The 12,663-nt window shown below is 63.3% G+C and carries 15 protein-coding genes; 2 read left to right on the top strand and 13 right to left on the bottom strand.

Annotated elements, in window-relative coordinates; all coding sequences use genetic code 11:
- Positions 1–11: 11 nt before the first annotated feature.
- Genes FIV39_RS16620 through FIV39_RS16610 form a run of 3 tightly spaced genes read right to left on the bottom strand, consistent with a single transcriptional unit; the run spans position 12 to position 2,548 of the window.
- Positions 12–914: a transporter substrate-binding domain-containing protein gene (locus FIV39_RS16620; RefSeq protein ID WP_090401679.1), complete on the bottom strand. Its 903-nt coding sequence runs from the start codon at positions 912–914 to the stop codon at positions 12–14.
- A 25-nt stretch (positions 915–939) separates the two neighbouring features.
- A complete protein-coding gene (locus FIV39_RS16615) occupies positions 940–1,290 on the bottom strand; it encodes a RidA family protein (RefSeq protein ID WP_090401678.1) in 351 nt (116 codons plus the stop codon).
- 10 nt (positions 1,291–1,300) lie between these two features.
- The gene (locus FIV39_RS16610; RefSeq protein WP_090401677.1) at positions 1,301–2,548 is read right to left on the bottom strand and encodes a D-amino acid dehydrogenase; all 1,248 of its coding nucleotides are present in this window, start codon (positions 2,546–2,548) and stop codon (positions 1,301–1,303) included.
- A 108-nt stretch (positions 2,549–2,656) separates the two neighbouring features.
- On the opposite strand from FIV39_RS16610, the gene FIV39_RS16605 reads away from it, so the two are divergent.
- Positions 2,657–3,559 carry a LysR family transcriptional regulator gene (locus tag FIV39_RS16605; RefSeq protein ID WP_090401676.1) on the top strand — a complete coding sequence of 301 codons (903 nt, stop codon included), beginning with the start codon at positions 2,657–2,659 and terminating at the stop codon, positions 3,557–3,559.
- Positions 3,560–3,584: 25 nt separating this feature from the next.
- On the opposite strand, the gene trhA is transcribed toward FIV39_RS16605, so the two are convergent.
- A complete protein-coding gene (gene trhA / locus FIV39_RS16600) occupies positions 3,585–4,202 on the bottom strand; it encodes a PAQR family membrane homeostasis protein TrhA (RefSeq protein WP_090401675.1) in 618 nt (205 codons plus the stop codon).
- A gap of 144 nt (positions 4,203–4,346) precedes the next feature.
- Between trhA and FIV39_RS16595 the strand changes: the two genes are divergently transcribed.
- Complete coding sequence (locus FIV39_RS16595; protein ID WP_090401674.1) at positions 4,347–5,261, top strand: LysR family transcriptional regulator; 915 nt, start codon at positions 4,347–4,349, stop codon at positions 5,259–5,261.
- A gap of 125 nt (positions 5,262–5,386) precedes the next feature.
- Here the strand turns inward: FIV39_RS16595 and madM are convergent, their stop codons facing one another.
- From madM to mdcA, 9 genes are all read right to left on the bottom strand, one after another.
- Positions 5,387–6,151, bottom strand: a complete 765-nt coding sequence (gene madM / locus FIV39_RS16590) for a malonate transporter subunit MadM (protein WP_058426582.1) — start codon at positions 6,149–6,151, stop codon at positions 5,387–5,389.
- Between the two features lies 1 nt (position 6,152).
- Positions 6,153–6,557 (bottom strand): malonate transporter subunit MadL, encoded by a 405-nt coding sequence (gene madL, locus FIV39_RS16585; protein WP_027606068.1) that lies wholly within the window; start codon positions 6,555–6,557, stop codon positions 6,153–6,155.
- Positions 6,558–6,624: 67 nt separating this feature from the next.
- Positions 6,625–7,524 carry a malonate decarboxylase subunit epsilon gene (mdcH, locus tag FIV39_RS16580; RefSeq protein ID WP_090401673.1) on the bottom strand — a complete coding sequence of 300 codons (900 nt, stop codon included), beginning with the start codon at positions 7,522–7,524 and terminating at the stop codon, positions 6,625–6,627.
- Entirely contained in the window at positions 7,521–8,117 is a 597-nt protein-coding gene (locus tag FIV39_RS16575; protein ID WP_090401672.1) for a malonate decarboxylase holo-ACP synthase, read from the bottom strand. Before FIV39_RS16575 ends, mdcH begins: the two co-directional genes overlap by 4 nt.
- Entirely contained in the window at positions 8,111–8,881 is a 771-nt protein-coding gene (gene mdcE / locus FIV39_RS16570) for a biotin-independent malonate decarboxylase subunit gamma (protein WP_090401671.1), read from the bottom strand. The genes FIV39_RS16575 and mdcE overlap by 7 nt, the downstream gene beginning before the upstream one ends.
- Positions 8,878–9,720, bottom strand: coding sequence for a biotin-independent malonate decarboxylase subunit beta (locus FIV39_RS16565; protein WP_032884108.1), 843 nt, complete (start codon positions 9,718–9,720; stop codon positions 8,878–8,880). The genes mdcE and FIV39_RS16565 overlap by 4 nt, the downstream gene beginning before the upstream one ends.
- Positions 9,713–10,012: a malonate decarboxylase subunit delta gene (locus FIV39_RS16560; RefSeq protein ID WP_090401670.1), complete on the bottom strand. Its 300-nt coding sequence runs from the start codon at positions 10,010–10,012 to the stop codon at positions 9,713–9,715. Before FIV39_RS16560 ends, FIV39_RS16565 begins: the two co-directional genes overlap by 8 nt.
- Positions 10,012–10,845, bottom strand: coding sequence for a triphosphoribosyl-dephospho-CoA synthase (locus tag FIV39_RS16555; protein ID WP_090401669.1), 834 nt, complete (start codon positions 10,843–10,845; stop codon positions 10,012–10,014). The genes FIV39_RS16560 and FIV39_RS16555 overlap by 1 nt, the downstream gene beginning before the upstream one ends.
- Complete coding sequence (mdcA, locus tag FIV39_RS16550) at positions 10,846–12,516, bottom strand: malonate decarboxylase subunit alpha (RefSeq protein WP_090401668.1); 1,671 nt, start codon at positions 12,514–12,516, stop codon at positions 10,846–10,848.
- Positions 12,517–12,663 lie beyond the last annotated feature (147 nt).

The raw sequence follows: 12,663 nt of genomic DNA, 5'->3' as shown, positions 1-12,663 counted from the left end.
GGAGGAGGTGATCACTCCACCGGATCGCTGATCGGCTTGGCAATGATCGCCTTCAACTCACTGGTCATCGGGAATTCCAGGTTCAAGCCCTTGGGCGGAATCGGCTGTTCAAACCAGCGCTGGTAAATCCCGTTGATCTCCCCCGAACGGTACAGGTCGCCGAGGGTCTCGTTGACCACCGCAAGAAACTGCGGGTCATCCTTGCGCACCATGCAGCTGTAGATCTCCCGCGACTGTTCCTCGCCGACCACCACCCAGTTGTGTGGGTCGCGGGCCTTGGCGCGTTCGCCGTAGAGCAATGCATCGTCCATGTAGAACGCGGCTGCGCGGCCCGTCTCGAGCATCTTGAATGCCTCGCCGTGGTCCTTGGCGCTGATCACGAACATATTGCTCTTGTGCTCGGCGTTGTAGCTCTTTAGAAAACGCTCGTTGGTGGTGCCGGCGGTGGTCACCACGTTCTTGCCCGCCAGGTCGGCGAAGCTCTTGATGCCGCTGTCTTTAGCCGTCAGCAACTGGCCTTTCACGTAAATAAACCCGTAGGAAAATGCCACCTGCTTCTGCCGCTCGGCCGTGACTCCAGTGGAGCCGCATTCCAGGTCGACGGTGCCGTTCTGCACCAGCGGAATGCGCGTTTGAGAGGTCACCAGGTTGTACTTCACCTTAAGGTCGGCCACCCCGGTTTTCTGCTGGATACGCTCGACGATCTTGCTGGCCAGGTCTACCGAATAGCCCATCGGCTTGCCACTGTGATCGCCCACATAGGAAAACGGCACCGACGCATCACGATAGCCCAGGGTGATGGACTTGGCGTTGGCGATCTTGCCCAGCGTACCGTCCAGCGGCGCCTGGTTGGCGTGGGCGTGTGCCCCCAGCAAAAGGCCCAGGGTGCAGCCGGTCAACAGGATTTTTTTCATTGTTATTCTCCGTTGGTCTTTGACGTTATTTACGTACAGCAATCACGCTGATTTCCACCAGCACACTCGGCCGCGCCAGTTCCGCCTGCAAGGTGGTGCGCGTCGGCGCCATCCCCGGCGATAGCCAGGCGGCCCATACGTCATTCATCGGCGCGAAACCGCTGCCGATGTCTTTCAAGTAAATGGTCGCGTTCAGCAGATGGTCCTTGTCACTGCCGGCCTGGGCCAGCAGCCCGTCGATCTTGGCCAGCACTTCGCGGGTTTGTGTCGCCACATCCAGGCCTTCGCCGGGCACCTGGCCCGACAGGAATACCAGATCCTTGAACGTAACGGCGCCGGACAGTCTGTCGTTGCTGCTGATTCGGTTGATGGTCATGGATGAGTCCTCACGCGGCGCGGGGCGCCAGGCCCTGCATATCAATGGAAGGTAGGTGGTTGCCGATCAGTTCGGCCAGCAATTGGCCGCTGCCGCACGCCAGGGTAAAGCCAAGGGCCCCGTGGCCCAGGTTCAGCCACAGGTTGCGATAGACGCTGGCGCCAATCAGCGGCACGCCGGTCGGGGTGGCCGGGCGCATACCGGCCCATTCCACGGCATGGGCGTAGTCACCGGCCGTAGGAAATGTCTCGACCGCCTGACGCTTCATCAACGCCAGGCGCTTGGGCTCAAGGCAGGCGTCAAAGCCGACAATATCCACCATGGCCGCCACCCGCAGTTGTTCGCCGATGCGCGCGTAGACAATCTTGCGGTCGTAGTCGGTGATGCTCACATTCGGCGCCTGGTGCTGCGCGCCAATCGGTACGCTGAGGCTGTAGCCCTTGAGTGGATACAACGACAGAGAGAGGCCCGGCAACGCCAACTCGGCGCTGCGATGACCGGCCGCCAGCACCAGTTCTTCCACCGGCATCACTTCGCCGCCCAACTCGATGGCCTGTACCGCGCCGTCGGCGTGGCGAATCCCGGTGACTTTGCGCCCCAGCAAAAAGGTGCAGCGCCCCGACGATTCAAGGCGTGCCGCCAGCTGTTGGCAGAAGGCATGACAGTCCGCCACTTCCTCATTGGGCGTGTAGATACCACCGACAAACTCACCCGCCACCTGCGCCAGCGCCGGCTCCAGGCGGGCACAATCGAGCGTCGACAGCACTTGTTGTTGCAGGATGTCGGTGACCTTGCCGCGTGCCCGCTCAAAGGTATCGGCATCGCGAAAGGTCACCAGCTTGCCGTTACGCCGCCAGTTGAAAGCATCCAGGCGGTCGTCGACGCGCCATTGCTGCAAGGTGTTTTGGCTCAGGCTCGCCAGGCGCAGCAAATGGGTGGCGTTGCGTTTGTTCACCGAGCCCCGGCAGGCGCCGATGAAGGCGGCCATCCAGCGCCATTGCTGAGGGTCCAGGCGTGGGCGCAGCTTCAACGGCGAGTCACCACGCAGCAACCAGCCAATTGCCTGCAGCGGCACCCCCGCATCAGCCAGTGGCGCGACGTAGCGGTAGGACAATTGCCCGCCATTGGCGAAACTGGTTTCACTGCCCAGGGTGTCGCGCGCATCGATCACCGTCACTTCGTGGCCGGCACGCACCAGCGCATACGCGCTCGCCAGGCCGATAACCCCACCGCCAATGATGCAAACCTGCCTGACCATACCAATCCCCGAGCCCTTGAATAAGTAGGCTCAAGCGTAGGCGCAGGTGACAGGCCACCGACAATGAATAAAGATGGATCACCTATAAACAAAGGTTATGGACTTGCCATGCGCTTGCGTCATATCGAAATCTTCCAGGCCATCCGCCAGACCGGCTCCGTCAGCGCCGCTGCGCAGTTGCTGCATGTGTCGCAACCAGCGGTGACCAAGGTGTTGCAGCATGCCGAACTGCAGCTGGGCTTTCCGCTGTTCCTGCGGGTGCGCGGCAAATTGCAGCCCACGCCGGAGGCCCTGGCACTGGAAAGCGAGGTCGAAAAAGTCACCGAGAGCCTGCAAGGCGTGCGGCGCCTGGCCAAGAGCTTGCGTCGCGCCCCAGGGCAAAGCGTGCGCATTGGTGCGATCCCGGCGTTGGCGCTGTCGCTGCTGCCACCGGCGATTCTGGAATGGAAACGCGACTACCCGGACATCGCGTGCGAGCTGTCCAGCGACCATAGCCGCGAGCTGGTGCAAAAGCTGTTGATGCGCGAGATTGACCTGGCCTTGACCCTCAACTTCTCCGGCCATCCCGGGTTGACCACACAGGTGCTCGCCAACGGTGTGTTGGTGGCCCTGGCGTCCACGGGCTATTGGTCGGCGGCTGAAATCAGCCGGCCATTGCCGCTGAGCGATCTGGCAGGTGCGCCGTTGATTGGGCTTTCCAGTGCTGATCCGCTGGCCGCCAAGCTGGACAGCTACCTGGAGAACGTCGACCCACCGCCTCGAGTGACGATCTCGGTGCAAACCTATTCCCTGGCGCGGGCGATGGTGGAATCGGGCGCCGGCTTGACGGTGATCGATCCGTTCACGGCGTTGGGCGCCTCAACGGCCACCACCTGCATCCGCACCCTCACCCCGCCGCTGCCGATCACCCTCTACGCCCTGACCCGCGCCGATGAACCGCCGCCGCATATGCTGGCCAATCTGCTGGAGATCCTGGGCAAGCGGGCATGCGAGTTATTGGCGCGCATCTAAGGACACCGAAGCCCCCCTTCCACCTTCAAAGCACGTAATGCATGATCGCCACAAAGTGCAGCAAGCTGCCGCCGATCACAAACAAATGCCAGATCCCATGGGAATGCCGCAGGCGATCCTCCAGGGCAAAGAAGATGATGCCGACGGTGTACAGCACCCCGCCCGACGCCAGCCAGGTAAACCCCGCCGTCCCCAACGCGGCGATCAGCGGCTTGACCGCCACCAGCACGATCCAGCCCATCACCGCGTAGATCACGATGGACAGGATGCGCGCCTCGGAGCGCGGCTTGATCTCTTGCAGGATGCCGATCACCGCCAGCCCCCACACGATGCCGAACAACGTCCAGCCCCACGGGCCTCTCAGTGTCACCAGGCAAAACGGCGTGTAGCTGCCGGCGATCAAGAGGTAGATCGAAAAGTGATCGACCTTCTGCATGATCTCCTTTCGCCGTCCCTGAACGCTGTGGTACACGGTCGACGCGCTGTACAGCACCATCAGCGTAAAGCCATAAATCGCCACGCTGACGATCTTCCAGGGGCTGCCATCCAGGCTCGCCACCACCAACATCCACACGGCGCCAATACACGCCGCGACTGCACCGAGCAAATGGCTCCAGGCGTTGAATCGTTCCCCGTGATACATCTGTCACTGACCTCCTGTAGCCGCTGGAACTGGCTGGCAAGCGTCCAGCCTTGCGCATAAGAGTGCAAGCGTCTTGTGACGTTCCGAGGACGCCACACGGTTTTGCGGGCACAATCGGACGCATTCGAACAAGAGCCCACGGCCATGCTGATCGACGAAGAATTCACCCTCAAAAAGCTGGAAATCTTCCTGGCATTCATGCGCACCGGCAACCTGGCCCGCGCCGCCGCCGAACTGCAAACCAGCAATGTCAGCGTGCACCGCGCCATCCACTCCCTGGAAAATGCCCTGCGCTGCCCACTGTTCAAACACGAGGGCCGCAACCTCACCCCGCTGGAAAGCGCGTATGTCCTCGAAGAACGCGCGCAGAAACTGATCGCCGATGTGGTCGACAGCGTTCGCCTGACCCGCGAAGCCGCCGGTTTCTCCGCCGAACGCTTCAAGCTCGGCTCGCTGTATTCGCTGACGGTCAAGACCGTGCCGCAACTGATCATGGGCCTGAAAATCAGACGCAGCGAACTTAATATCGACCTGATCCTCGGCTCCAATTTCGACCTGTTGTACAAGCTTAAGAACATGGAAGTCGACGCGATCCTCATCTCCCTCGACGAACACGCCAACGACCCCGACTGCGAACAGATTGCGCTGTTCTCCGATGACATCTTCCTCGCCACCCCGGCCGACTCGCCCTTCGACCGCGACCAGGAAATCGACCTGGCCGACGTGCGCGACGCCACCTTCATCACCCTCACCCAAGGCTTCGCCACTCACCAGGACGGCAACCGTGTGTTCAAACAGGCGGGGTTCGAGCCGAAGGTGGCGATGCAGGTGAATGACATCTTCACACTGCTGAGCATGGTCAGCTCGGGGGTGGGTTATGCGTTGCTGCCGGGGCGGATTGCGGCGGTGTACGAGAACCGCGTGAAGCTGATACCGCTGCAACCCAGGTATCGGTTGCAGCAGCATATCGGGGTGGTGTTTCTGAAGGCCAAGGAGCGCGATCCGAACTTGCTGGCGTTGCTGGCGGAGTGTCGGATGTATGCCAATCGGCAGGCCTGAGACCGCTATCGGAGGCAAGTCGAATCGTCGCACCGCCCCTCCCACACTTGAATGTGTTCGCAATTCAAAATGTGGGAGGGGGCTTGCCCCCGATGAGGCCAAACCAGACAACACAACTTCCGAAGCTAGCCAACCAACCCACGCACAATAAAGTACAGCAACGAAGGCCCAAGCAAACATCCAAGCCCGGTATGGAAGGTCGCCGTCAACGCGCCATACGGCACCAAGCGCCGATCCGTCGCCGCCAGCCCTGCCGTCACGCCGCTCACGGTGCCGGCCAAGCCACCGAACACCATCGCCGAACGCGGGTTATCCAAGCCCATCCAACGCGCCGCCACCGGTGTGCCGACCATCACCAGGATCGCCTTGATCAACCCGGTCGCGATGGACAGCGCCATCACATCCGAGGTCGCGCCAATCGCCGCACCGGTAACCGGGCCGACGATGTAGGTCACGGCACCCGCGCCGATGGTGGTCATGCTGATCGCGTCGCGATAGCCAAACACCCAGGCCATGCTGGCGCCGACGATAAACGGCAGGATCGTGCCCAGCAGCAGCGCAATCACACCGATCATCCCGGCTTTGCGCGCTTCGGTGGCTTGCACCTCAAACGCCGTGGCAACGATAGCGAAGTCACGCAGCATCGCGCCGCCCATCAGGCCGATTCCGGAGAACAGTGCCAGGTCGGCCAAGCCTTTTTGCCCGCCGGTAATGGTACCGCCCACCCAGGCCAGGACCAGGCCGATGACGATGGCAATCGCCGAGCCGTGGATACGCCCGAACGTCAGGCGCTTGGACAGCACCACGGAAATCCACATCACCACGCCAACAAAGGCAAACGCGGTGATCAGACCATTATGTTCCAAGCCTTTTTCGATGAGATCCCACATATCAGCGACCTCCCGCAGGCACGATCAGCGGCTCTTCGGCAGGCAGAGGCTCGCCCTTGTGCGTACGGCTGATCAGGGCGATGGTGCAACCACAGACCACCACCGAACCAATCGCCGCCAGCACCGCGACCGGGCCGCCGTGCAAGGCGGTCACCACGTTTTGTTGCGCGGCCATCGCCACCACCACGGGGATATACATGGCGCCCCAAAAGCCCACGCCCATCTCGCATTCCTTGGTCATGCCGCCGCGTTTTTGCATCCACAGGCGGGCGCAGATCAGCAGGATCATGGCGATTCCTACCCCGCCCACGTTGGATTTGACGCCGAGCAACACGCCGAGCATGTCGCCCATGATCACGCCTGCAAGCGTGCAGATCGCCAGCAATGCCACACCGTAAATAATCATTGTTGTTGTCCTCGAAGTGCTCGATCGAAATTGTTGTTTTTGTGCTTCGACAGCCTTGGGTGGTGCTTTATCGGTGGCGGCGCTCCTCCTCTTCCAGCAGGGCCTGCAAGGTATCCAGGCGTGCGCCTTCGCAGGCGATCACCGTGCCTTGTTCGAACACCCGGCGTGACAGGCCGGTGAGCACGGCGCCCGGGGGCAGTTCGATTTGCAGGCGCACACCGCGCTCGTAGGCGCTTTGTACGGTGCCGCGCCAGTCAACGACGCGGCACATGTTGAAGGCCAGGTCGTCGCGCAATTGTTCGGGATTGTGGATCGGCCGCGCGCGGGTGCTGCTCAGGTAGGTGATGCGCGGCGCCTTGAGCGGGACAAATGCCTGGGCCAGGGCCTCGGCCGGACGCTCCAGCAGCGCGCAATGGGATGGCACACTGACAGCCAGGCGCTTGGCGATGCCGTTGCCCTTGATGCGCGCGGCAACACGCTGCATGGCCTCGTCGCTGCCGGCGATCACGCTCTGGTTATCGGCGTTGATATTGGCCAGGTACACCGGGGTTTCGGGGCTGTGGATGTCGGCGAGGATGTTTTCGACGGTGGATAACTCCACGCCGATGATCGCGGTCATGCCGTAGCCGTGTGGATAAGCGCTTTGCATCAGTTCGCCACGCAGGTTCACCAGTTTTACCGCATCGGCAAAATCCAGGGCACCAGCGATGACGGCTGCCGGGTAAGCGCCGATGGACAGGCCCGCCACGTAATCCGGGGTGCGCTCCAACAGACGGGCGTGGGCCACGCCGGCGATCAACAGGCACAGCTGCACGGCGCGGGTACTGGCCAGGGCTTGCGCGGAATCGAGCAGGCGCACGTCTTCGCCCAGGGCATCGCTGGCTTCTTCCAGCACAGGTTCGGGCAGCGACTGGAGCATGCCGGGTCGCTGCGCCCCCTGCCCCGGAAACACCAGAAGGCTGCTCATGCCACGGCCTGCCAAGGGTCGAGCACAAGATGCGCGCCGCTGGCGGTTTTCAGCAGCACACGGCGTGAGCCGCTGGCCCATTCGCGTAAGGCGACGGCGCCGAACGGGGTTTGCAGTTGCAGGTCGACGGCGCACTCAGCCCTATCAAGCATCGCCAGGAGGTCTTCAGCCTCACCTCGGGCCAAAGGCTCGGGCGTGCGCAGCATCAAATCCAGATCACTCTCGGCATGCAGCGCTTCAATCCCACTGGCCAACTCGAAACCCGCGCTGCCTGTGACGCCCCACGTCTCCTGCGCCAGCACCGGCCGCAGTTGGTCGAGCGCACGCAACGCGGGTAAATCCCTCGGCGAGATCACCCCGCGCAACGCTTCCGGTATCACCCGCCGCTGCACCGCCGCCAGCGGCATCCGCGCGGCAAAGCGTTGCTCACGCAAACGCCCGCGCACGCCGACCGCCACATAGCCCGGTTCGGCAATGGCGCGGCGCACCACCACCGGGTGGCCGGCGCCGAGCGCCTCCAGCACCCAGGCCGGTGCGTCGGCGGGCACATGCGCCGGGGTCATGCCCCAGAGCAAGTCGTGGGCGTTCACCATTGTTCCCGCAGCAGTTGGCGAACATGGCTGGAAGCAGCGCGATTAGGCGCGCCGAGGCGTTCGCGCAAATCGGTGCAGCCAACATCCTTGATCGCATTCACCAGGCAATCACTGACCCGCGCTACATCGTCCGCGGTGGGCTGTTCTATCTGGCTGACCGACAAGGTCTCCCACAGCAAACCGAGGCTGGCATAGCTGTCGATGTCATAGGCCATGGGCGGCACGCTGGCGGCCAGGGCTTCAAGCTCTTCGACGCTGCGCAGGGTCACCCGCGCGGCGGAAGCCTTGCCCATGGCGTGCACCATTACGCCGGGATCGCGCAAGGCAATCAGACGGTTGGCCTGGTAACCGTGGGCCAGGAACGCACCGGACATGGCCTTGCCCACCAGCAGCGCAATCACCGGGTGGCCGGCGAGGCGCGCCCGCGCATAGCTGTCGGCGGCAGCGGCCAGGGCCTGGTGGATGCCGAGGGCTTCTTCGCGACGACCGTAGGCTTGGCTCGGCACATCAACGATGGCGATGATGGGGCGCTTGTCGCCTCGGGCGATGGCCTCATCGACGGCCTTGGCCAGGCCCCAGCCTTCGAGCAGGCCGACTTCACCATTGCGCGCCCGAGGGAAGCGGTTTTGCGCGTCGGTGACCACGGCGACAAAGCGCACCGTTTGCTCACCCAACACACCGTCGGCAACCCTCAGCGACGCGGGCAAACCGTCTACAGGGGGAGCGCCGGCGCTCAAGGCGTTGAACCACTGCAAGCCTCTCATGAGCGTTCTCCTTGATACAGCTCGCGCACCGTCGCCGGGTCGATTTGCGGTACGGCGTCCAACTCGGCCAAGCGTGTGAGGTAATAATCAGCCTGGCGACTGCGTTGTTGGGCGGGCACGCCTTGCTGCAACAACGCGCTGACAGTCTGCTGGATCTGCGCCACATCGTCGGCCACGTAACGGTCGGCCAGGCCGCTGTTGAAGCGTTGCTCTCCGCCCGTGAGGCTCCAGATAAAGGGACGGTCGCGGGAGTCGTATTCTTCCAGGCCGGCCTCCTGCTCGATCACTTGCGGGCCGTTGAGTCCCAGGCGCGCTTCACGGGTGACGACGAGGTAACTGCACAGCCCGGCCGCGATGGACATGCCGCCGAAGCAACCCACGCTGCCCGCCACCACGCCGATCACCGGCTGGTACTGGCGCAGGTCGACAATCGCCGCGTGTATATCGGCAATCGCGGCCAGGCCGAGGTTGGCTTCCTGCAAGCGCACGCCGCCGGTTTCCAGCAGCAGCACCGCGCGGGTCGGGATGCCCTTGCGGTTGTCTTCGGCCGCCAGCTCCAGGGCACCGGCGATTTTCGCGCCGCCCACTTCACCGAGGCTGCCGCCCTGGAAGTTGCCTTCAATGGCTGCAATCACCACAGGCAAGTCGCCGATGCTGCCCTTGGCGATCACCACGCCGTCATCGGCCTGAGGCACCACACCCTGGCGGCTGAGCCAGGGCGACATGACGCGCTGGAACGGGTCGATCAGTTCGCGAAAGGTGCCGGCATCCAACAAGGCCTTGGCCCGCTGCCGCGCACCCAGTTCCACGAAGCTGTGTTTGGCGAGCAAGTCAGTCATGGCCGATCTCCTCGAAACCCTGCTCCAGGCGCAGGCGCACCACGCCGGGGGTGGCGCCGAAATCGTGAATATCAATGTTCAGGGCCGGTGGTGTCTGCTCTTGGAAGATGCGTTCGAACAGGTGCTGCCAGCGTTGTTCGGCGCCATTCACCGAGGTCTGTACCTGGATACTCAACGTGCCGGCCGTGCCCGGCTCCAGCAGCACTTCCAGGTCGCCAGAGCCGACGCAACCCACCAGCGCACGGCCTTTTGGCGGCTGCCCGGCGGGGAATTCAAAGGATAAGGTTTCCATCACAACGCTCCGTCGAGGCGGTCGATAAACAGGCAGGCGGCCAACAGGTCGGCGGCGCCACCGGGGGAGGCATTCAGGGCCAACAGTTGGTGGTCCAGCTCATGCAATTGGCGGCGCCCGGCGAGGCTTGCACTGCCGCCCGCGTCGAGCACGGCCTGGGCGCCGCGCTGCATGGCATGCAGGCCTTCCAGGCCGGCGCGGTAGAGCACGCAGGTGTCGGCCAGGTCGGTCATGATCGCGAGCAAGGCGTCCAGGCGCGCGTTCTGTTCACCGACGTTTTGCTGGCGGCTTTTATGCAGTTGCGGCAGGCCGCGTTGCAGCACCGACGGAAAGCCCAGTTGCGCTTCTTCACGGGCACCGCGCGCGCCATAGCGCTGGGCGACCTGGGCGCCGTGGCTCAGGGGTTGCGGGGCGTAGCGGTCGTTGAGCAGGGCGAGTCTGGCGGCGTTCAGTGGTATGGCGCCGGGCTCCAGCGCGGCCGCTGCGGTCAGCAGGCCGAGGGCCCAGATCGCACCGCGATGGGTGTTCACGCCGTGGGTGGTGGCGAGCATCGCTTGTTCACCTTCGCGCCCGATACGGCCGAGGGCTTCGCGCAGGGGCAAGCCGACTTCACCGAATTCAAGCGCGGCCTCCGCCATTTCCTTGAACATCGGCCACAGCGACAGCGCCGACGCGTGCATCAGCCCCAGGTGCAAATCAGTGTGGGCGCCGTTGCCGCGACGGTCCACCAGGGCAGGCTTGGGCGACAGGTCGGCTTCATCGATCAGCGCATCGACGGCCATATCCGCCAGGCGATCCGCGAGGCTGAGTTCGTGCAGTTTGAGGGCGCGCATTTACCAGCTCCTGAATTTGGCGGGCGGGTTGTACAGGCCACCGGACCACTCCACCAGGTCGGCCACGCTCTTGGCGGCCAACAACTCGCGGGTGGCGTCGGTGCGGCGAATGCCCAAATCTTCGGGCAAGGCGATCAGGCCTTCGCGGCGCATGCGCGCGGTGTCCTTGGGGTTATGGCGCATGCCGATGGCGGTCACCCCGGCGACGGCGGCGATCATCGCCTGGCGCTCTTCCAGGGACCGCGCCTTGTACAGGTAGGCGATGCCTTCTTCGGTGAGCAGGTGGGTGACATCGTCGCCATAGATCATGATCGGCGCCAGGGGCATGCCGCTTTTACGCGCCACTTCCACGGCGTCGAGCGTGTCGACGAAGGTGGGCTTGCCGCCTTCCTGGAAGGTCTCGACCATCTGCACCACGAGCTTTTTGCCGCGCTCCAGCAGCGCGACCGGCGCATCGTCGTGACGCATATCCAGCCACGCCGGCGTGCCATGGCGGCGACCGCGCGGGTCGTGGCCCATGTTCGGCGCACCACCGAAACCGGCGAGGCGGCCACGGGTCACGGTGCTGGAATGGCCGTCGCCGTCGACTTGCAGGGTGGCGCCGATAAACAGGTCCACCGCGTATTGGCCGGCCAATTGGCAGAACATCCGATTGGAACGCATCGATCCGTCGCGGCCGGTGAAGAACACATCCGGGCGGGCGGCGATGTAGTTCTCCATGCCCAGTTCGGTGCCGAAGCAATGCACGCTTTCCACCCAACCGCTTTCGATGGCGGGGATCAGCGTGGGGTGCGGGTTGAGGGTCCAGTTGCGGCAGATCTTGCCCTTCAGGCCCAGGAATTCACCGTAGGTGGGCAGGATCAATTCGATGGCGGCGGTGTTGAAGCCGATACCGTGGTTGAGCGATTGCACATTGTGTTTTTCGTAAATGCCACGGATCGCCATCATCGCCATCAACACATGCACCGGCTTGATATGGCGCGGGTCGCGGGTGAACAGCGGCTCGATGTAGAACGGCTTGTCGGCCACCACCACAAAATCCACCCAACTGGCGGGGATGTCGACGCGCGGTAAATCGGTGACGTCGTCCACCAACTGGTTGACCTGCACGATTACGATGCCATCGCTGAACGCGGCGGGTTCGATCAGCGCGGGAGTGTCTTCGGTGCTGGCGCCAGTGTAGATATTGCCGGCACGGTCGGCCATGAAACCGGCGGAAAGTACGACGTTGGGGATCAGGTCCACCACCAGCCGTGCATAGAGTTCGATGTAGGTGTGGATCGCACCGATTTCCAGCAGGCCGTCTTCGAGCAACTGGCTGATGCGCAGGGATTGGGTGCCGGCGAAGGAAAAGTCGAGTTTGCGCGCGATGCCCTTTTCAAACAGGTCCAGATGCTCGGACCGCCCGACGCTGGGCATGATCATGTGCAAATCGTGGAGCTTGGCCGGGTCGGCCTTGGCCAGGGAGCGCGAGAGGAAGTCGGCTTGCTTCTGGTTGTTGCCTTCCAGTACAACGCGGTCGCCGGGAAGGATCAGCGCCTCAAGCGCCTCGACGATCTTGTCGCTGGGCAACACGGCCCCATCTGCGTATTTTTTGACCAGCCCGAGCCGCCGCTGCTTCTCGTCACGCCGCCGCGTCCAGCGCGAGTCGGGGGTTATTGTTGTTGTCATGGTCGCTCCACGAGGTTTGCTGTCGTGGGCTGTACCTTAGGAGTGATTCGGGGGGCCATCAATCAAGCTGGGCGGTGGATCGTTACGGTTTGAGTAATGGAGCATCAGCAAACGCTGAGCCGAGCCCAGTGAAGATCAAAAATGTGG

It is taken from the genome of Pseudomonas grimontii, from assembly GCF_007858185.1.
Taxonomy (GTDB): Bacteria; Pseudomonadota; Gammaproteobacteria; order Pseudomonadales; family Pseudomonadaceae; genus Aquipseudomonas; species Aquipseudomonas grimontii.
Note: the sequence above shows the minus strand (reverse complement) of the source record. Positions and strands in the feature narration are given on the sequence as shown.